The organism is Paenarthrobacter sp. NPDC091711, from assembly GCF_044756605.1.
Classification (GTDB): Bacteria; Actinomycetota; Actinomycetes; order Actinomycetales; family Micrococcaceae; genus Arthrobacter.
On record NZ_JBIVTF010000001.1, the window covers coordinates 484934 to 504693 of the forward strand.

At 62.5% G+C, this 19760-nt stretch carries 16 protein-coding genes; 3 read left to right on the top strand and 13 right to left on the bottom strand.

Features of this window, described 5'->3' with window-relative positions; translation table 11 throughout:
* Positions 1-61: 61 nt before the first annotated feature.
* From ACIQH5_RS02245 to ACIQH5_RS02295, 11 genes are all read right to left on the bottom strand, one after another.
* Positions 62-1051, bottom strand: coding sequence for an NAD-dependent epimerase/dehydratase family protein (locus tag ACIQH5_RS02245; protein ID WP_400399887.1), 990 nt, complete (start codon positions 1049-1051; stop codon positions 62-64).
* Complete coding sequence (locus tag ACIQH5_RS02250; protein ID WP_400399889.1) at positions 1048-3804, bottom strand: alpha/beta fold hydrolase; 2757 nt, start codon at positions 3802-3804, stop codon at positions 1048-1050. The genes ACIQH5_RS02245 and ACIQH5_RS02250 overlap by 4 nt, the downstream gene beginning before the upstream one ends.
* Complete coding sequence (locus tag ACIQH5_RS02255; protein ID WP_400399891.1) at positions 3798-4820, bottom strand: 3-oxoacyl-ACP synthase III; 1023 nt, start codon at positions 4818-4820, stop codon at positions 3798-3800. Before ACIQH5_RS02255 ends, ACIQH5_RS02250 begins: the two co-directional genes overlap by 7 nt.
* Positions 4821-4970: 150 nt before the next feature.
* Positions 4971-5396, bottom strand: a complete 426-nt coding sequence (locus ACIQH5_RS02260; protein ID WP_400399893.1) for a ChaB family protein — start codon at positions 5394-5396, stop codon at positions 4971-4973.
* Positions 5397-5505: 109 nt separating this feature from the next.
* Positions 5506-7089, bottom strand: coding sequence for an ATP-binding cassette domain-containing protein (locus ACIQH5_RS02265; RefSeq protein ID WP_400399895.1), 1584 nt, complete (start codon positions 7087-7089; stop codon positions 5506-5508).
* Positions 7082-7927 (bottom strand): ABC transporter permease, encoded by an 846-nt coding sequence (locus tag ACIQH5_RS02270; RefSeq protein WP_400399897.1) that lies wholly within the window; start codon positions 7925-7927, stop codon positions 7082-7084. Before ACIQH5_RS02270 ends, ACIQH5_RS02265 begins: the two co-directional genes overlap by 8 nt.
* Entirely contained in the window at positions 7911-8852 is a 942-nt protein-coding gene (locus ACIQH5_RS02275; protein WP_400399899.1) for an ABC transporter permease, read from the bottom strand. Before ACIQH5_RS02275 ends, ACIQH5_RS02270 begins: the two co-directional genes overlap by 17 nt.
* A gap of 32 nt (positions 8853-8884) precedes the next feature.
* Entirely contained in the window at positions 8885-10474 is a 1590-nt protein-coding gene (locus ACIQH5_RS02280; protein ID WP_400399901.1) for an ABC transporter substrate-binding protein, read from the bottom strand.
* A gap of 114 nt (positions 10475-10588) precedes the next feature.
* Complete coding sequence (locus tag ACIQH5_RS02285) at positions 10589-11569, bottom strand: D-2-hydroxyacid dehydrogenase (protein WP_400399903.1); 981 nt, start codon at positions 11567-11569, stop codon at positions 10589-10591.
* Between the two features lie 22 nt (positions 11570-11591).
* Positions 11592-12266: a haloacid dehalogenase type II gene (locus ACIQH5_RS02290; protein WP_400399905.1), complete on the bottom strand. Its 675-nt coding sequence runs from the start codon at positions 12264-12266 to the stop codon at positions 11592-11594.
* Between the two features lie 121 nt (positions 12267-12387).
* Complete coding sequence (locus ACIQH5_RS02295) at positions 12388-13326, bottom strand: LysR substrate-binding domain-containing protein (RefSeq protein ID WP_400399907.1); 939 nt, start codon at positions 13324-13326, stop codon at positions 12388-12390.
* Between the two features lie 240 nt (positions 13327-13566).
* On the opposite strand from ACIQH5_RS02295, the gene ACIQH5_RS02300 reads away from it, so the two are divergent.
* Both ACIQH5_RS02300 and ACIQH5_RS02305 read left to right on the top strand, forming a co-directional pair.
* Positions 13567-14685 (top strand): PrpF domain-containing protein, encoded by a 1119-nt coding sequence (locus tag ACIQH5_RS02300; RefSeq protein ID WP_400399909.1) that lies wholly within the window; start codon positions 13567-13569, stop codon positions 14683-14685.
* Positions 14686-14697: 12 nt separating this feature from the next.
* On the top strand, positions 14698-16143 hold the full coding sequence (locus tag ACIQH5_RS02305; RefSeq protein ID WP_400399911.1) for an SLC13 family permease: 1446 nt from the start codon (positions 14698-14700) through the stop codon (positions 16141-16143).
* A 197-nt stretch (positions 16144-16340) separates the two neighbouring features.
* On the opposite strand, the gene ACIQH5_RS02310 is transcribed toward ACIQH5_RS02305, so the two are convergent.
* Entirely contained in the window at positions 16341-17222 is an 882-nt protein-coding gene (locus ACIQH5_RS02310) for a helix-turn-helix transcriptional regulator (protein WP_400399913.1), read from the bottom strand.
* 102 nt (positions 17223-17324) lie between these two features.
* Here ACIQH5_RS02310 and ACIQH5_RS02315 point away from each other — a divergent pair, with 102 nt between their 5' ends.
* Positions 17325-18785 carry an MFS transporter gene (locus ACIQH5_RS02315; RefSeq protein WP_400399915.1) on the top strand — a complete coding sequence of 487 codons (1461 nt, stop codon included), beginning with the start codon at positions 17325-17327 and terminating at the stop codon, positions 18783-18785.
* Positions 18786-18811: 26 nt separating this feature from the next.
* Here ACIQH5_RS02315 and ACIQH5_RS02320 read toward each other — a convergent pair whose 3' ends face one another.
* The gene (locus ACIQH5_RS02320; RefSeq protein ID WP_400399917.1) at positions 18812-19756 is read right to left on the bottom strand and encodes a carbohydrate kinase; all 945 of its coding nucleotides are present in this window, start codon (positions 19754-19756) and stop codon (positions 18812-18814) included.
* Positions 19757-19760: the final 4 nt, after the last annotated feature.

Consider the following 19760-nt stretch of genomic DNA (forward strand, 5'->3'; position numbering starts at 1 on the left):
GAGGTGCGGGTTTGGCAACACTGTCCGGCGAAAAGCCGGCACTGCTTTAGTGACGTTGCCCTTATTCCCCGGTCCGCGAAGTCCGTGAACCGTAATGCTCGGCCAGCCTGGCCAGTCCCTCATCAATGGACACAGCAGGTGTCCAGTTGAGGAGTTCACGGGTCAATCGTTGGTCGAACCAATGGGCGGTGGACAGCTGCTCAGCGAGGAACCGCGTCATAGGCGGCTCATCTTTTTGTCCTGCCCAGGTCCACAGCCTTTCCACAGCTGCTCCCACTGTTCGTGCCAGTCCACCCGGTACAGACCACGACGGCGGGGCCACGCCACCCGCTGCGCAAATGCCCGCCAACAGCTCGCCGATCGGCCGGGGCTCGCCATTGCTCACCACCAGGGCCTTGCCGTGGACCTGCTCCATACGGTGCAGCGCCGCGACGATAGCCGAGGCGGCATTGTCCACATAGGTTGTGTCGATCAGGGCGGCGCCGGAATCGAGCAGGGGAAGCCGGCTGCGGCTGGCGCGCGCCAGGACGCGTTCAACCAGCTGGGTATCTCCCGGTCCCCACACAATATGGGGGCGCACTGCTGCCACCCGGAAATCGGGACGGTCCGCGGCGAGGGCAAGCAACTCAGCCTCTGCCTTGGTGCGGGCATAGTGTCCGCGCGTATGCCGCGGGTCAGCCTGCTCCGCACCCTGCCCCATGATGGCCGCGCCGGAATGGGCCACAGACGGTGAGGAGACAAACACCACGTCCCGCACCCCAACCTGGCGGGCCAGGTGCAGTAGTTGGCGGGTTCCTTCCACATTGACAGCGTCAAACTCCTCGGCGCGGCCGGTGATGGACACTTTGGCTGCGAGGTGAATGATTCCCTCTGCGCCGGCCAATGCCCGGCGGAGAGCCGCGTCATCGTTGATGGAGCCGCGGAAGTCCTCCACGCCGTCAACCCCCGACGGGCGGCGCTGGAACGTGGCCACGTTATGCCCTTGACGGACCAGTTGCCGCGCAACGTCCCCTCCGAGGAGCCCGCTTGCCCCCGTGACGAGGACCCTCATGGCTTGCCCGGGCGGCCGCCGGCCAGCACCTTTGAAGCCCACCGCGCAAGTCGCGTCCTGTCGATCTTGGCGTTATGCCTGACATCGGTGGGCTGTGCGGGGACTACGAGCACGGCGCTGACATGGACGCCGGCCTCGGAGGCCGCTCGTCGGACATGCCCAGCGAGTTGCGGCGCTGCGGGACCGGCTTTAGGGACAGGAGGCACGGTCTCGACGACGGCCACCACAGCTTGCGTCCCTGACGGTCCTACGCCGGCAATGGCAGCCAGCCTCACGGCGTCCAGGCGTTCGATGCACTGCTCGGCACCAACGGGAGTCACTACTGCCCCGGGTGCTGTCACGACGTGGGCAAGACGGCCCTCCACCCACAGGCGGCCAGCGGCGTCGAAGTGGCCAACATCGCCCGTTCGGTGCCATCCGGTCAGACCGGCACTCTCTTGTTCGGTCAGCCAGAGCCTGTCATAAGCTTCTTTGACGTGCGGGGCGCTGACCAATATCTCCCCAGTCACCCCAGCTATCCCCCCAGTCACCCCAGCCTCGGTCAGAAGGTTCTCTCCTGGTGCTGTTCCATCTGCCGCCAGCGCGACGATCGACACCCGGGCACCATGCACCGGCATGCCCACGCAGACCCCGTTGCCGGCTCCAAGGACAGTCCCGGCAGCCGCATCGGCGCCAGCCGCCTGGATCTCCTCAAAGCTGATGTCAGTGACCGGCAACGCCTCGGTCATCCCGTAGGGCGTATGCAACGAAGCTTGCGGCATCAACCGCTGCACCTCCGCAAGGAGGGGCTCGGGGACGGGCGCGCCGGCGGACAGAAGCAGCTCCACGTTGCCTAGAGCCTGCAATAGTGCCCCGCTGAGGTCATCACGGGTGGCGACGACGTTACGCAATGCCGCAGGCGAAGCGAAGACCACGCTGGCGTCAATGGCAGTTACCGCGTCTGCCAGGGCTCGGGCCGTTAACGTGCCGGGGGCAGTGACGTCCATGGCAGGGGTCACCGAAACGGCTCCCAGCGCCGGACCCAGCAAAGCGAACGGCGCGAAGCCCGCCACAAGCCTGGCACCGGAACGGATCCCGAAAGTAGCGGCAACCGTGTCCCTCATCGCAGCAAGCTGCCGGTGTGTGTAGAGGACGCCCTTGGCCGGACCGGTGGAGCCGGAGGTAAAAAGCACGGCGGACGGCGCGTCAGGGTCCACTATGACTAACTGAGAGTCTTGCTGACGCCCGGCGCTCCCGTGTGCGACGAGGCTCCTTGCGCCGCTCTTTGCCAGCGCATGGAGCGAGGTCTCAACCCCCAGGACTCGACGGCGGGCTGTGGGGAGATCCTGAACGCTGATCCGGCGTCCCGGCCACCCAAGCACCGTGGCGGCCGCCAGTGCCTTGTCGATGCCGATCAGGAAGTCGGCCGTAGCGCCCTTGACGGCGCGGCTCATGCCTTTGGTCCCGAGTCCGGCGTCGGCCACAACTACAACCGCGCCAAGCCTCAGGCAGGCGTAAAGCGCCACGGTCAGATCGGTTCCGGGCGGAACCATCAAGTTGACGCGGCTGCCGTGGCCCACGCCGGCTTCCCGTAATCCCTCCGCCAGATCCAGAATGCGCTCCTCCAGCTGGCGCCAGTTGAGTGAACCACTCACGGTGCCGTCGGGCGCCATTTCAGCTACAGCGATCTCTTCCTTGGCTGGTCCCATGGCCAGTTCGGCGAGTGCGTCCCAGAGTGGCCGGAATTTAGTCTTCTCTTCCTCGGCAGGCTTCTTAGGCAGTGGCTCGCCGGTAGCTCCGGCCAACCGGGAGGCATCGCCGCTGATGGCATTCCCACTGATTTCAGTGCCGTGCACAGCAAGCCAATCAAAGACCGGCGCGGCAATATCCCGGTCTTCCGCCACGAGATGTCCGGCACCTTCGAATCGATGCACATCCGCGTGGGGAACCCGGCTGATGAGGTCTTTGAGGTATCGGTCGGAGAAGATCGGATCCTTCGGACCCCAGAGCATCAGGACTGGAACTCTCAGACCGCGCAGGCCGTCCGCAACATGTGTGAGCCCGGGAAAGCTGGGGTGGGAAGCATTGGCGGGAATGTCCGCAACGAAATTTCCCACCCCGGCCCGGCGGCCGGCGCCGCGGTAGGGGGCCATGAAAGCCCTCCTCACATCTGCCGGCAGCGGCGGGTTGGCCAAAGAATGTGTCACACGCAGGAAGGCGTCCGACGTCGTAGTGCCCCACCGGTGCACGGCGGGGTGCAACGCGAGCCGGAGGGCCGGAGGGAGTGGCGAGTCCGAGGGGTGGTAGACGGCGGTGTTGGTCAGCACCACGCCCGCGAGGAGCTGCGGGTGCTTCAGGGCCCATCCTGAGCTGATCACTCCACCCCAGTCGTGGCCGACCGTAACCACTGGCCCCTCCAAGCCCAGGGCGTCCGTGAGGTCGCCGAGATCGGTGACCCGGTCAGCCAGGCGCCGGAACGTGCCCGTGCGTTCTGAATAGCCCATGTCCAGCTGGTCCACGGCCACAACCCGCCACGGATGCGCCGGGTCTGCTCCCGCGCTCAGCAGCGTTCGCCACAGATAGGACCACGTAGGGTTGCCGTGCACGCACAGCAAGGTACCCCTCGGAGTCAGGCCGCGGCGTTTGAGCTGGGCGGCGTTATCCAGCACATGCCAGCGTCGCACGGCGCCGGGCGCGTCCACCGACGACGTGGACTTTACCCGGATTGTCCGGGACCATTCCGGATCCACGCCAGGCCAATTGGCGGCTACCAAACGATTTCCACCATTCCTGCGTTCAGTCCGGAACCAACACCCATGCACAGGACCCGGTCGCCCGAGGTCAATGACTGCGCCTGCGCCGCGAGCGTCATGGGAAGCGATGCGGGACCCACATTGCCCCAGTGCGGGAATGTGATGGGGACCTTGTCCGGGTCCAGATCTATGGCGTTGATGATGGCCTGGGTATAGGCGTTGCTGACTTGATGAGTGACATAGCGGTCCATGCTGGCCCAATCCCACTCAGGCTGGGCCTCGTGCCAGGCATCCACCACTAGCTGCAGGCCGCCGTCGAGCAGTCCTTTGGTGTCGGTGGACATGCCATCGATGCCTCCAACACAAAGTTCGTGATGTTCCGTGCCGGCGCGCATGACGCCTCCCACAAGCCGGTGGGCCCCCGGGTGCTCATTAACTGGACCCAGAACCGCTGCGGCAGCCCCCGATCCCAGCGTCAGTGTGGCAAATTCGCGGTTGAAGTCTTCACGGGTGGTTTCAGGACGCTGGAGCCGCGCCAGAGTGGCTTCCTGCGTGCCCTGAGCGTCTTCTCCGTTGACGATCACCGCATACTTGATCTGCCCCGAGTCAATCATGTTGGCCGCCAGGATCAAGCCGTTCACGAACCCGAGACAGGCATTCGCCAAGTCAAAGTTCATGGCCGAGGACGGCAGGCCGAGCTCGTGGTGGATCTTGACCGCCACGGAGGGTTCGAGGTTGCGCCTCGTCACCGACGTGTTGATCAACAAGCCGATTTCTGAAGCTTCGACGCCGGCCTCGGCCAAGGCTTTGGCGCCCGCCTCCACAGCAGCATCATCGAAGGACGTCCCCGCGGCCCACCAGCGGCGGTGAGTGATGCCCGCTACGCGTTCAAGCAATCGTGGTGGAAACTTCAGCCGCTGCAAGGTCGAAGCCAATCTCCGGTCGAAATCCGTGGAGCTCACTATCCTCGGAGCCTCTACGCTGCTCACCGAGAGCAGCGCGGTGTTGCTGTGCCGGAAGGTCGCATTCCCTGCCAAGTTAAGCCCCTGTTCGTTTCTGTCCTGCCTTTATGCGGTGACTGTACCCATAAAGTGCAACCCCAAGACGTTAACTATGCCGGTGCGGACCCGTTCCTGCATATTTGGCGCAGCCCGGACCGACTCAAGACTTGTCCGGGACTATGGGGGCTAACCTTCACGCGCCTTCCGGGTAGCTGCGTCGTTGGCCTTCTGCAGCGCTTCCACCAGCTCCTTCTTGTCCATTGTTGAACGACCTTTGATATCCATTTCCTTTGCCCGCTGGTAGAGGTGCTCCTTGGAAGCGTTGGCATCCACTCCCCCGGCCGTGGGCTTGGTGGAGTCCGCTCCTTCCTCCGCGTGCTCATCGGAAGGTCCTCGCTCCTCTTTGGGTTCCCAGTGGTCACCCACCTTCTCGTAACTGTGCTTCAGGGCCGCGAAAGCTGTCCGGGCTGCACGGCTCGAATCGTCGTCGTACGTCTCCATTGCCGAGTCGTAGGTCTTGGCAAAAGTATCCTGGGCTTTCTGTTCCGAGCGCTGCAGTGTTGACGGCAGCTCGTCCTTGCGGGCGTGATCATTCTTTCCGGTCTTGGGCATGGCACTCCAACTCCCTGCATCATGATTGTCCTCGGGTGGTTCAAGTCTGATGTGAACCGAGTGTCCGGATCAAGGACCGTAGCCGCCACGGCGAACCCGGTCAGTACAGCTAAAGAGCCGCCCTGATCTTCTTCAGGTGCAGGCCCCGGCATGGGATGGCTGCCGAAACGAGGGCTTGGCTGTGGTGATGCTGCGGATCCGTAAAGAACCTGTCCGTGTCAGCGAGCTCCACAAGTCGTCCTTGGTAGAGGACTGCCACTCGCTGGCACATGTGCCTCACCACGTCCATGTCATGGGTGATGATCATCAGCGTCAAAGCGCGGTCCCGGTGAAGACGCTGCAACAGCTCAAGAATAGTCCGTTGGGTCAGAGCGTCCAGAGCGGACGTTGCTTCATCACAGATGAGTACTTCGGGCTCCAAGAGCAACGCGCGGGCAATGGTGACCCGCTGTAATTGCCCTCCCGAGCATTGACCCGGGCGCCGGTCCAAGAGGGCGGGATCCAGCTCCACCTCTTCCATGGCGGCGGTGACTCTGCGGGAGCGTTCCCCTGGTGTGAGTTCTGTTTTCGACCGAAGCGGTGCTTCGAGGCTTGCGCGGAGCGTCATACGTGGGTCAAAGGAATCGTGGGGTTCCTGGAACACCAGCTGCACGGCGGTGGGGCCTGCACTACCGCCCACAAGAGTCCTGCTGATGGTTCCGCTGCTGATGCCCTCCAGCCCAACAATGGCCCGGGCGAGCGTGCTCTTCCCTGATCCTGACTGACCCAGGACACCCAGAATTTCGCCCTGTTTGACGTCCAGGGAGATCGAGTCCAAGGCCGGTCTCCCACGGCGCCTCCCGGATCCGAACTGTTTGACCACGTTTGTCAGCGTCAGGGCGCTGTGCTGGTGGGTGGGTGGCGCCGCGATTCCCGTGGGAGCGAGGTTGGACGCTTCAAGGAGCCTGCGGGTGTACTCCGTCTGGGGCCGTCCCAGGACCGTCTCGGTGGTGCCGGATTCAACGATCACGCCGGCATCCATGACCAGCACTCTGTCCGCAAAGGCAGCGACTGAGGCAAGGTTATGGGTGATGTAGAGGATTCCCAGGCCGCGCTGGATCCGCTGCCGGTCCAACAGCTCCAGGATTTGTTGCTCCAGAACTTTATCCAGGGCGGACGTTGGCTCGTCCGCCAGAAGGATCTCGGGCTGGCCAGCCAGGGCCATGGCCGTCATGGCTCGTTGCGCCATGCCGCCGGAAAGCTGATGCGGATAAGAGCTTGCGCCCCTCTCCGGATCCTCGAAGCCCACCTCGGCCAACAATTCGAGCACTTTCGCCTTCGCCGCGTGGCCGCGCATGCCGGCATGGAGTTTGAGGGGTTCCCGGAGGTGGGCCCCGATGTTTCTATTGGGGTTGAACATCTTTTTTGGCTGCTGAAACAGCATTCCCAGCCGGCCACCCCGGATGCGGTTCAACTCTGATTCCGATGCCCCTGTGACATTGAGGGAGCCGAGCCGGACGGAGCCGGACTGAATCCTCAACGGCTGAGGAAGTAGTTGCAGGACCGACCGCGCGGTCATGGTCTTCCCCGAACCAGAACCTCCCACGAGAGCCACGAACTCGCTGGGTTTCACTGCGAGGCTGACACCATCGAGGATGGGGCGTCCCGTCACCGTGCTGTGGACTGTCAGATCCTCAACTACCAGATCAGGCATGCTGGCCCTCCACTACCAGGACGTCCACCGGATCCGAGGCCCGGCGCGATGCCCGTTGACCGATCAATGTCACGCATAGAGCAACCAGGAACACAGCGAGTCCGGGAGCGATGATCCCCCACGGCGCCCTTTCTGCGTAGGGTTGCGCTGCCGCCAGCATGGAACCCCAGTCTGATTGCGGCGGTTGGACGCCGAGCCCCAGATAGGACAGGGCGCCTACGCTGATCAGGAGCTGGCCGAAGCGCAGCGTCGCCTGCCCCAGCATTGGCGCGGCCAGATGCGGAAGGATGTGGCGAAAGACAATGAACGACGGCGAACAACCCACCACCCGTGCTGCTTCGACGAAGCCGCGTGCCGAGATGTCGTAGGCCAGTGTCCGGGCCAGCCGGGCAAACGGCGTCCACCCTGTCACGGTCAGGGCCACCAGCAGTGATGTGAAGCCTGTGCCCATGGCAGCCACAATGAACAAGGCCACCACCATTTCGGGCAACGCCAGCAAGACGTCATTGGTGCGTGTGAACAGCTCATCAAGCCATCCCTTGCGGCGGGCACTGAGGACACCTATCACCAAACCAATGATGCCGGTGAGCACGGTGGCCAGTAAGGCAACCATCAAAGAGAAGCGGCCGCCGTCGAGCAGTCTGCTCAGCGTGTCCCGCCCAAGGTGGTCCGTTCCCAGCCAGTGCGTAGCGCTGGGAGGTGCAAGCCGTGCGGCGAGGTTCTGATCATCCGGAGGGAACGGCGACAGCCACGGTGCGGCAGCCACAGCACCGACAATAAGCACGAGAATCACGACGGCGGCAGCGTCGATCGCTGAACGGTTACGCAAGGGCGCCACTCACTTTCGGACTCAGGATCCGATGCAGGAAATCAGCAAGAGTGGTGATCGCGACTGCCAGTGCCACCACTACCACCACACCGCCCTGGGCTAACGGGATGTCGCTGTTGACCACGGCGTCGAACAGGAGCCTGCCCATTCCCGGAATTGCGAAGATCACCTCCACAATCACCGAACCTCCCAGCAGACCCGCAAACCACACCGCAAACAGTGTGGACAATGGCACCAGGCCGTTCGGCACAACATGCCTGATGACTGTCTGAACGTGGCTCAAACCCCGGGCGCGCGCGGCGGAGAGGTGTTCGGCGTCGAGGGCATCGATCATTCCTGACCGCACGGCGGAGGTGAAGAAGCTGATGGGCCGCAGCGCCAGTGTTGCCGCCGGCAGCACGATGGAGGACGCTGTGTTCCATCCCGCAGAGGGCAGCAGGGACAACTTGAGGGCAAACAGCAGAACCAGCAGAGGCGCAAGCCAGTATTCAGGCATCGCGATAAAGGACTGCGTGACCGTGGTGATCACCTTGTCCGTTCTACTTCCTTGTTTAAGCGCCGCAACAATCCCCAAAGGCAAAGACACCACTACGGCAGTGCCCAGCGCGACGATCACCAGGCTCAGCGTGATGCCCAAAGCCGGCATCACTTGATCAACCACGGGTGTCCGGCTGATATGGGACAACCCCATGTCCCCGGTGAAGAAGTCTCCCAGCCATCGCAGGTATTGCACGGGGAGGGGATCGTTGAGTCCAAGGCTCTCGCCCAAAGCCTGAACAGTCGCGTCATCCACCACATCCCCGGCGACGCGGGAGCGGATGATCTTCCGGACAGGATCGCCCGGGGTCACATAAGGGATCAGGAAGACAGCGAAAGACGACAACAGGACGGCGACCACTAGGGCCGCCGTCCGCTTCGTAAGGAACGTGATCATGCCGGTTTGTCTGTAGGCTCGCTGTTTGGTTGCTAGGAGCCGGACTTGGCCGTTTGTGCCGTCAGGACGTAACGGGCCAGCGGATCCTGAACGTAGGAGAGGACGTTGCTGCGGACGGCGTCGGTGGCTTGTTCGTTGACCAGCCAAAGGTTGACTGCCTGGTCGTTCAGCAGTTGTCCGGCTTTGGCATACAGCTTGTAGCGTTCCTCGGTATTGGAAGTGCGGGCAGCTTCGGCGATGATCGCGTCATACTCTTCGTTGCAGAAATGGCTGAGGTTGTAAGAGCCCTTGCACGTGTAGTCGGCAGTCAAGAAGCCAATGGGATCAGCGATGTCGATGAGCCGGTTGCGCTGGCTCAGGATCATGTCGTAGTTGCCCGCCAGAACATCGGGTTCCGCGGAGGCGTATTCCTTGGCCTGAATCGTCACGGGTACACCGATGTTCTTGAGATTGTCCTGAATAACGGTTGCGACGTCGGCGAACTCGGCCCTTTCAACAATCGCGATGATTTCCAACGGCTTGGCGGCCGTGTAGCCGGCGGCAGCGAGGAGCTTCTTCGCTTCCTCAACGTTCTGCTTGGGTGGGATTGCATCGCTCGACGCCCACGGTTCAGAAGGTGCATAAGGGCCGGCAGCCGGAAGCGCGGCGCCCTCGTACACGCTGGCAGCCAACGCTTCAAGGTCCAAGGCCGAGCGGAGGGCCTTGCGGAAATCGACGTTGTTGAAAGGCGCCCGGCCGTTGTTCATATACAGCGTGGCCGTGCGTGGCGAGTCTTCCTTCAGCACGGAAACCTCAGGGGCACTTTGCAGAGTGGACAACGCAGAGGCCGGGATGGAAAGTGAAATATCAGCCTCGCCGGTTTGTACCTGCGCAGCGCGTGTGGCGCCGTTGGTGATGAAGCGGACCTCAGCACCCGCAAGCTGAACCTCTCCGCCCCAGTAATTTTCGTTGCGGTCCAACGTCAGAGACTGCTTCGCCTTCTCCGATACCGGAGTAAAGGGGCCCGTGCAGTGACCGAAAGGATCAACGGTGGCACCTCCGTAGGCGGCCGGGGCGAGAATGCCGGTGTTTACGCTCGCAAGCCGGAACGGCACCAGCGGATTCTCCACAGGCGTGGTCACACGCACAGTCTTGGCATCGGTGGCCTTCACAGCACTGACGACGCTCGGGCTGAACGCCCGGGCGGGCACTTTAGCCTCCAGAACGTGATTCAGTGAGTCGGCCACAGCCTCTGCGGTGAGATCGGTGCCATCCTGGAATTTCACGCCTTCACGGATGGTGAAGTCCCATTCCAACGGCGAGGCCTGCTTCCATTCGGTGGCCAGGAATGGAACCACTTTCCCTTGGGCGGAATCGTACTTGGTGAGGGTCTCCAAGCAGCCGGACAGTGACAGGATATACGCGGCGTCGGACTCGGGGGCCCAGTTGGCCACGGGTGCGCGGAAGTTGTCCACCACGATGCGCTGGTTGGTGTCGGCCACCTTCCCGGCGGAAGCAGGCTGGCCGCCGCTGAGCCCACATCCGGAAAGAGTGAGGAGTGCTGCCAGCCCGAGGGCTGCCGTGGATCGGCTGGGAGTGCGCAAAGGGAACCGCCTGCGTTTTATGCCCGAACGGGTGGGCATGGGGAAAATGGAGACTATTTAGGTTAGCCTTACCTCTTTCTGTATGAAAATTGACCCTCCGGGGACCCGTAACATTGTGTCCGGTTTCACTGCCTCGTTGTAAGGAACCTGGAATCAGGACCCGGGGACGAACCCAAGCCTTTTGTCCACAATGTTCAGCAGCCGTTCCCCCCTGATGAAACGCTGGAGATTGTCCACGAACACCCCGTCCAGATCCTCAAGGTAATCTTCGGTGTCACCGCTCATGTGAGGGGTCAGGATGACGTTGCCCATTGCCCACAGTGGGTGCTCTTCGGGCAACGGTTCCGGGTGGACCACATCCAGTGCTGCGCCGGCGATGGATCCTGAGCGGAGCGCGTCTACCAGCGCGTCCGTTTGAACCAATCCCCCGCGACCCACATTGATCAGGTGTGCTGTGGGCTTCATGGCTGAAAGGACATCCGCATCCACCAAGCCCTGAGTGTCGTCGGTGAGAGGTGCGGCCAACACAACGTAGTCGAAATCGTGGACCACCAAGGCCAGATCCCTCGACGAATGAACCACGTCAAAGTACGCATCCCCTGGCCTGCTGCTGCGGGCCGCACCGCTGACACGCAAACCAACGGCGCCGAAGAGGGACGCGATTTCCCGTCCGATGGAGCCTGTCCCCACCACAAGGGTCCGCTGGCCCTGGATCTTGCGGGTGATCCGGTGCTGCCAGCGTCGGCCTTGCTGGAGCCTGAGTGAGCCTTGCGCATCTTTCGCGATGTCCAAGACGAACCCCAGCGCGAACTCAGCAATCGCCCTGCTCAGGACGCCCCGCGAGTTCGTGTACACGATGTCACTGTCAATCAGATCGTCGAAGAGGAGCTCGCTGACGCCGGCCGCAGAAACATGCACCCACGTGAGCGACGAAGCTGCGGACCAGTTCGCGCGCAGCGCAGGTGAAAACGAATGCCATTGATACAGCACGTCCGCTCCGTCCAACGCCTCGGCGAGTCCATCGGCCTTTGTCAGCCGGACTTCGGCCAGTTCCTCGATCTCGCCCAATCGGGGCGGCAAGGCGTCCCGATACAGGACAGCCACAATTGCTCGCTTGGCTTCAGCCATGGTCATGATGTTTCGCCTCGTAGCAGGCTTAGAGCCCGAGGTGCTTGTTGAGCTGGTCCAACGACTCAACAGTGGTGTAGTCGTAGCCCTCTGTGACGGGATCGTAGCCACGGTCCAGCAGGACGAGGTTTCGGAATCCAAGATCGTGCATGGGGTGCATGTCGTAGCGGGTGTGGGAGGAAACGTGCAAGAAGTCCTCCGGCTTGGCGTTCAGGGTGTCCAGCATGTATTCGAAGGCCTGATACCTGGGCTTATACGCCTGGGCCTGCTCAGCAGTCATCACCGCATGGAAGGCGGCGCCCAGCGCGGGGATGCTGATGTCCAGGTGGCTGGTGTCCGCGTTGGACAGTGCAACCAACTTGTAGTTCTCGCCCATCAGCTTTAGCGGAGCCGGCACGTCCTGGTGGGCACCCCAGCTGCGGACAGCGGCGGCGAACGATGCACCTGCACCTTGGGTGGGCCCGATGCCCCAGCGCTTGCACACCCGGTCGAAAGAATCCTGGAGGATCTGCTCATAGGGCTTGTAGTCCCCAAGCACCTCATCAAAACGGTACCCCCGGAACTGCTTCTTGAACGCAGGCCACTGCTCGTCGGAGATACGTCCATCAAGCAAATTCCGGGTGGTGGGATCGAGGTCGAAATTGATCAGCGTGCCGTAGATGTCAAAAGAGATGAACTTCGGCCGGAAATCAGTGTCTTTCATGTCAATTCCGTTTCTGGTCGGGGTGAGACTAGGGGACGTTCATCCGCGGGGTGGTCTCCAATTCTTCCACCTGGGCTGCTTCGAAATTAAACCTTCGCACTCTCCAACGCAGCCCATCACGTCACAGATAATCACGGCCCCGTTCCCGCGCAATTTCCAGAAGCGTTGCATGGAAAGCGACCTCGGCGGGTGCGTACACCTTGTCCTGGCGCTGGGCCAGGAGAACCCGACGCAGCGGGGCATCAGCGCCGAGGCTTAGAACCCTGACGTCCGGATGTTGCAAGGCCACTGCTGTTTTGGGGACCATCGCCACACCCATGCCGACGCTCACCATGGCTTGAGCCTCCTGGTAATCGTTGGCGAGAAAACCGATGTTCGGCTCAAAGCCGGCGTCGTGGGCTGATCGCTGAAGCACCTCAACCACGGGATGGGCCTCCGCGCGGACAATCCATGATTCCTTGCGGAGGTCTTTCATGGTCACCTCGTCACGATCGGCCAGGGGGTGCCCCTTGGCCACCAGGATCACAGTGCTCTCCTGGAAGACTTCAGTGATGCGAATGGATTCATCGTTGAACCGGTTCCAAGGGTAGTCCCAGAGCAGGCACAGTCCGGTCACTCCGGACTCCAGGTCCGATACGAGCTCATCGAAGCGGGCGCTCCGCACGGATAGACCGATCGCCGGGTAGCGCTTCTTGAACGCGCGGATCACCATCGGCAAAAATGAGCCGGCCAACGTGGGAAACGTGCCCACGGTCAACGAGCCGCGGTTCAAACCGGCGATTTGGCCCAAGTCGGACCGCGCTGCACGCATCTGACCTACGATCTTCCGTGCGTGACCCGCCAGCACCTGGCCCGCCTCCGTGGGGACAACTCCGCGCGACCGACGGTTGAGGAGGGGTTGCCCCACTTCCTGCTCCAACTTACGCAACTGCTGCGAGACAGCCGAGGGCGAATACATCATGATGTCAGCCGCGGCCGTGATGGATCCCTGCTCCACCACCTCCACCAGGAGGGCGAGCCGCCGGATATCAAATAAATCCACATTCTCATCGTTAAGCACTGCTTCAGCCTTCCCTGTCTTTGGTTCATTCTAAGCAGTTCCGCAACATTCCGGGCCTGCAGCAGTGTGCAAACCAGGGAATTAGTGATCCTCAAGATCGTCCTGACCCTGCCCAGACAGTGAATGAAGGATCACTACACTCCCCCTCATTCATCCAACATTGTCTTCATATGTGATCCGCATCATCCTCATAACAGGCAACAAATATTCGCAAGATGCCACGAGAGGCAGGGAAGCACAATGAAGATCGAAGCTGAGTGGATGCGCGGGGGCACCAGTAAGTGCTGGGTCTTTGAGACTGAAGATCTGAACAGGGCGAACGCCAATCTGGACGACCTCCTGCCACGCCTCTTCGGAAGCCCGGATTCCCGTCAGATCGATGGCGTAGGCGGGGCTACTTCAACCACCAGCAAGGCCATGATCCTTAACCGCCCGGCAGAAAATGATGTGGATGTCGAATTCACGTTCGCCCAGGTGGGCATCGAAGAAGCCTCTGTTGACTGGGGCAGCAACTGCGGGAATTGCTCGGCGGTTGTGGGCCTCTACGCCATCGAGAAAGGGTGGGTAGTTCCTGACGGCGATTCCACCCGTATCGTCACGAGGAACACCAACACGGGTCAGATCATCATTCAGCAGGTCTCGACTCCCGCCGGCGCCCTCCCGATCGTCCCGGACGCACAGATGCCCGGCGTCGTGTTTCCCGGGTACAGAGTAGGGCTCGGATTCCAGAATCCGGCCGGCAAGACCACCGGACAGCTACTTCCCACCGGCTCGGCAACGGACACGATCACTGCCGGCGGAACCCGCTGGACGGTTTCCATGGTGGACGCTGGGGCACCGGTGGTCATGGTCCGGGCCGAGGAGCTTGGACTGGACACTGCCCGCTACGACACGTGGAAAGCCGGCATCGAATTGCAGTTGGACACCTTGGACGTCATACGGCGCCAGGCTGCGGTCCGGATGGGCATGGCAGCAACTCCCGCTCAAGCCGCGCGGGCTGTTCCCAAACTCGCAATTGTCGGCCCGCCCGAAGGTCCTGACGCCGAAGGTGACGTCAACGTCATGATGCTCTCCATGGGCAAGCCGCATCCGGCCCTGGCGATCACCGGCAGCATTGCCCTAACGCTCGCTGCCCGTACGCCCGGCACCGTGATGAACACCATCGCCGGCACCACATCCCCAGCAGCGCTGAAGCTCAGGACGCCTGCCGGCGTCATCGAAACCTGGAGCGAGGAACACGATGGTTCCCTTCTGGTGGGTGTCGATCGAACAGCGCGCACCATCGCCTCCAGCACTATTCACCTCCCGGAGACTCTCGGCAACGTCGTCGAAGCCTCACTAGCAACAGCCACTCGATGAGGAGATAACACCATGGCTAAGACTATTTTCACACCAGCTCCCGAGGCTGAGAGCGACCTCCGGGAAGAAGATTCCCAGCGTCCCGACAACCGCCGCCGTATCCTGCTGATAACGGTTGCCGCTTCTGTCATCCTGGGTCTGATTGCCATCCTGTTTGGGGGTGCCATCTTCAACCCGGCGGCCACCCCTGAATCGGAGCCGACCATGACCGCCATCCAGATCATCCCACTGGTAATCCTCGTGGTGATGTTCGTCGTCGCCACCAAGTGGCCTTTGAACATCGGCGTCATGGGACTCGTGGCCTCCTTCGGCGTTGGCTACTTCATGCTGGGAATGACCGACAAAGAGATCCTGGCCGATTTCCCGGCAAACATCGTGATCACCATCATCGGTGTCACGTACTTCTTCAGCATGGCCCAGCGGAACGGGACCATCGACATCATCGTCCAAAACTGCGTCCGGCTTGTTCGTGGCAAGACGCTGCTTCTGCCGTGGGTATTCTTCCTCCTGGCTGCATCACTCACCGCCTTGGGCACGTTCTCCCCCGCCGCCGTGGCATTGCTGGCACCGGCTGCGATCGGACTGGCCTACGAATCACGCATTCACCCGGTTCTCATGGGCGCTTTCATCATCAACGGAGCCCACGCCGGCGGCTTCTCCCCGCTCTCCGTGGCGGGCGTCCTGGTGCATGACATCGCTGTAAAGAACGGTTTCCCGATCTCCCAAGGTGCTCTTTTCGGAGCGAGCTTCGCACTGAATCTCATCCTGTCAGTGCTCACCGTGGTGCTGTTCGCACTGTTGGGCAAACTTCGCGACGGCGCTGCCGGGCAGCACGCCGAGCTCGAGGCACGCGCCACCCGGCCTCACGGCCAGCAGATCCTGACCCTGGGACTCATCGTCGCCATGCTGGTCTGCGCCTTGGGCTTCCACATGCCCATCGGCTTCGTGGCACTTTCGGCAGGGCTCCTGTTGGCGCTGGTCAACATCAAAGAGCACCAGACCTTCATCGGCGGAGTCTCCTGGTCCACCGTGCTGCTCGTCGCTGGCATGATCACCTACGTTTCCCTCCTGCAGCACGTCGGTGTCATCGACACCCTCGCCGAACAAGCCCTGGCACTCGGAGCCCCGCTCCTCATCGCCCTGGTTCTCTGCTACGTCATCGGCGTAGGCTCAGCCTTTGCTTCTTCCACCGCGCTGCTGACGGCCTTCATCCCCTTGGCTGGTCCCTTGCTGGCAACGAGCTCACTGAGTGCATCGGGAACGGTGGCGGCCCTCGCCATCGCCGCAACGGTGGTGGACGTATCGCCCTTCTCCACCGACGGTGCCCTGGTAGTAGCCAACGCCCGCGAAGATGACCGTCAGCGCGTCTACAAGCAGCTGATGATGTACGCCGGCGGAGTAGTCCTGGTGGCACCGGCGCTGGCCTGGGCACTGCTCGTTCCTACAGGCATCATGTAGCCCCGAGGAACAAACTGACACCGACAAACACGCTCGGTACGCGTAAGGAACCGCTCCAGCACACCATCGCAACAGGTAGCCCGACCGACGGGCGCAGGGGCGCGACCCATCGCAGCAAGGGCAGGACCACCCACCAGTGGTCCTGCCCTTGCTCATCCAGTGGCCATCGCCACAACGCTGGTAGTCAACGAGGCTCCTTAGTTCGTCTCCTTCACCACGGCATCAACGGCCTGGCGCTGGGTCGCGGCCCAACTGGCGAGGACTTTCAGGGCGTCCTCGGAGGGTGTCCCGGGATCTGCTGTATAGATGTTGATACGCAGCCCCGGGTCCGCAGCCAGCTCGAGCGCTTCGAAAGTCAGGTCAAGGTCCCCCACGATCGAATGGTGCAGGCGCTTCCGGCCTGTGCGGTGGTACTTCACGTCATGGCGTGCCCACCGGCCCCGGAATTCTTCGCTTCGGGTTGAAAGTTCACCGATCAGGTCAGTGAGGTCCTTGTCGTACGGGTTTTTCCCTGCCGTGGATCTGAGGACGGCCACCATGTCATCGGCAGCACGTTCCCAATCGGCAAAGAAATCCCGCGCCTTCGGGTTCAGGAAAGTAAAGCGCGCACTGTTCGGCGGGACTGTCTGTTCGGCCATCAATTCCAGATAAAGCGCGCGGCCAAGGTCGTTGGCGGCCAGGACGTCTCCGCGGTCGTTGCGGACCCAGGCTGGTGCCCCAGTGATCGCATCGAGGACGCGTTGGACACTCGGCCGTACCGTTTGTGGACTGCGCTTGCGCCTCACACGGGGAACAGCAGTGGCGGCACGGGCCAGATCGAAAAGGTGGGCCAACTCGGCGTCGTCGAGCTTCAGCGCGCGTCCGAGCGCTTCCAAGACGCTGTCCGAGGCGCCGGAAAGGTTTCCTCGTTCAAGGCGGATGTAGTAGTCGATGCTCATTCCGGCGAGCATCGCCACCTCCTCGCGGCGCAGGCCGCTGACGCGCCGGTTGCCGCCATAGACGGGCAGTCCGGCTTCATCGGGGGTGATTCTGGCGCGGCGGGTGGTCAGGAACTTCCGCACGTCCTCGCTGTGTGTCATGGCTTCCACGCTACGCCGATGCCTCAGACCGAGGGAGGGACTGGCAGTACCCGGAACAACCGTGACTCCCCACAAAGAGGGGATCACGATTGCATGAAAAGCATGAAACCTGCACCCGCAACTACCGCCCACCCTGCGGCGATTCTGGCGATCATCCTCGTCAGCTACTTCATGATCCTTCTGGACAACTCGGTCATCTTCACTGCACTGCCGAGCCTGGAGGCCGATCTGCACCTGGGCACCGGTGAACTCACGTGGGTTCAGGATGCGTACACGCTGGTCTTCGGTGGCCTGCTGCTCCTGGGCGCCCGGGCAGGAGACCTGCTCGGCCGCAGACGTGTCTTTGTGTTCGGCTTGGTGGTGTTCTCCATCGCCTCCCTGCTGATCGGGCTGGCACCGTCGGGCGGGTGGGCGATCGCAGGCCGCGCAGTTCAGGGCATCGGGGCCGCGATCGTCGCCCCGGCTTCCCTTTCCTTGCTCACTGCGAGTTTCCCGGAAGGCCGCGAACGCACCCGTGCCGTGGCGCTGTACGGTGCGACCGCCGGCATCGGCGCCAGCCTCGGACTGGTCATCGGCGGGGCCCTGGCCCACTGGATCTCCTGGCGTGCAGGATTCTTCGTCAACGTGCCCATCGGCGTAGCAATGATCGCGCTCGCTCCCCGGTTCCTCCCGGAGACCGGACGAGTCAACGGGCGCTTTGACCTGTTCGGCGCCCTCAGCGCGACCCTCGGCGTGGGCGCCCTGGTGTTCGGGATCATCCACACGGCCGAAGCGGGCTGGAACTCGCCTGTGACGCTCACGGCCGTCAGTGCCGGCGTCGTACTTTTGATCGCTTTTGTCCTCATCGAACGGCAAGCCGCCCAGCCCATCATGCCGCTGCGCCTGTTCAGAAGCCGCCGCCGCACCGGAGCCTACCTGGCACGATTTCTGTACCTCGGAGCGATGATTTCCTTCTTCTTTTTCACCACCCGGTTCCTGCAGGAAGTCCTTGGATTCGACCCCCTGCAGGCCGGCTTGGGATTCCTGCCCATGACAGCGGTCAATTTCGCTGTTGCCATGAGCATCCCTCACCTCCTCCGCAGGGTGCCCGCCTCACTCGCGCTGCTGGCCGGGGTGCTGGTCACCCTTGCCGGGATGTTCTGGCTCAGCGGGGTGGGAGTCGGGACTGGCTACATGCCCGGGGTAGCCCTGCCCATGGTGCTCATCGGTGCCGGCCAAGGGCTCGCGTTCGCGCCCCTGACCTCCTTCGGCATCGCCGGAGCACCAGCCGCCGACGCCGGGGCGGCATCGGGCCTGGTGAACACGTTCCACCAAGTAGGCACCTGCCTAGGGCTCGGCATCGCAGTGGCCGCCGCAGCGACGGTCCCCACGAGCGGGACGGCCACACTGGACCTGGCCTCGCAGGTCAGCGCAGCCCTCACCACCGCCAGTGTGTTGCTGCTCCTGGCCCTGATTGTTGTCATCGTGCTGATACTCCCCGCCGAGTTCGCCGCACGCAGCAAGAAACTCCGCGCGACCGCACCTGCACCTGCACCTGCACCTGAGGCAGCACACGCACGCTGACCGCCTTCAAGCCACGTCGATACTTCTCATCCAACCCGCTGACTTTCGAGCAGTCCGTTCAGTTCCTCAAGGCTGGGCGGATGTGCTCCCGGGCGCTGAACGGTGATTGCCGCAGCCGCGGCCGCCGCTCGTCCGAGCTGCTCCAGAACACCGGGAGCGAAGCCTTCCGTTTCACGGTTGAGCAATCCCAGAATCAGGGCGGACATGAAGGAGTCGCCGGCGCCGATGGTATCTGCAACGTTGGTTTTCACGGCAGGCACGGTGACGTCAAAGCCCGGGGTGCTGAGGTAGGAACCTGCGGCGCCCTGGGTAATGACCGCCAGACTGGTTCCGAGTCCCAGGATGTGAGCGGCTGTCTCGTCAAAAGTCATCCCCGGATATAGCCACTGCGCATCCTCGTCGCTGAGTTTAACCACGTCGGTGTAAGCCAACAGGTCCTCAAAGACCGCTTTCGCTTCGGCATGGCTGCCAAGAAGGTCCGGGCGGATGTTTGGGTCGTAAGTGATCACGCAGTGCCGATGGGCTTGTTCCAGCAGGGATTTCACCACGCTGGCGCCTGGATCAAGGAAAGTGGCAATGGACCCGGTGTGCAGCATTTTCGGGAAGTGCGCAGGCGTCTGAGGCGCCAGTTCCCAGGAGATGTCGAAGTCATAGTGGGCGGAACCATCGGCAGCAACGGTTGCTGTGGCCGATGCCGTCCTGGTGAGCGATGTTGATCCCGGCAGAACCACTACTCCCGCGCCACTGAGATGCTCTTCTATGCGCCTCCCCCACGCGTCCGGAGCGATGGCTGTCAGGAGGCAGGTATTGACCCCGAGGCGGGCAAGTCCGTAGGCCACATTGGCGGGCGAACCGCCCGGGTGTTCAGCCCTGAGCGTCCCGGTGGTCACGACGTCCATGAGCGCTTCACCCACCACCATCACATCAAACTCGGGATGCGCTTGGTCTGACGTTGTTTTGAGGTAGTCCATCAGT

Bases quoted from the DNA above. Each gene is read 5' to 3' on its own strand.
- ACIQH5_RS02305 (WP_400399911.1), top strand. From the start codon at position 14,698: ATGGCTAAGACTATTTTCACACCAGCTCCCGAGGCTGAGAGCGACCTC.
- ACIQH5_RS02320 (WP_400399917.1), bottom strand. From the start codon at position 19,756: ATGGACTACCTCAAAACAACGTCAGACCAAGCGCATCCCGAGTTTGAT.
- ACIQH5_RS02260 (WP_400399893.1), bottom strand. From the start codon at position 5,396: ATGCCCAAGACCGGAAAGAATGATCACGCCCGCAAGGACGAGCTGCCG.
- ACIQH5_RS02245 (WP_400399887.1), bottom strand. From the start codon at position 1,051: ATGAGGGTCCTCGTCACGGGGGCAAGCGGGCTCCTCGGAGGGGACGTT.
- ACIQH5_RS02280 (WP_400399901.1), bottom strand. From the start codon at position 10,474: ATGCCCACCCGTTCGGGCATAAAACGCAGGCGGTTCCCTTTGCGCACT.
- ACIQH5_RS02315 (WP_400399915.1), top strand. From the start codon at position 17,325: ATGAAACCTGCACCCGCAACTACCGCCCACCCTGCGGCGATTCTGGCG.
- ACIQH5_RS02275 (WP_400399899.1), bottom strand. From the start codon at position 8,852: ATGATCACGTTCCTTACGAAGCGGACGGCGGCCCTAGTGGTCGCCGTC.
- ACIQH5_RS02290 (WP_400399905.1), bottom strand. From the start codon at position 12,266: ATGAAAGACACTGATTTCCGGCCGAAGTTCATCTCTTTTGACATCTAC.
- ACIQH5_RS02285 (WP_400399903.1), bottom strand. From the start codon at position 11,569: ATGACCATGGCTGAAGCCAAGCGAGCAATTGTGGCTGTCCTGTATCGG.
- ACIQH5_RS02300 (WP_400399909.1), top strand. From the start codon at position 13,567: ATGAAGATCGAAGCTGAGTGGATGCGCGGGGGCACCAGTAAGTGCTGG.
- ACIQH5_RS02265 (WP_400399895.1), bottom strand. From the start codon at position 7,089: ATGCCTGATCTGGTAGTTGAGGATCTGACAGTCCACAGCACGGTGACG.
- ACIQH5_RS02310 (WP_400399913.1), bottom strand. From the start codon at position 17,222: ATGACACACAGCGAGGACGTGCGGAAGTTCCTGACCACCCGCCGCGCC.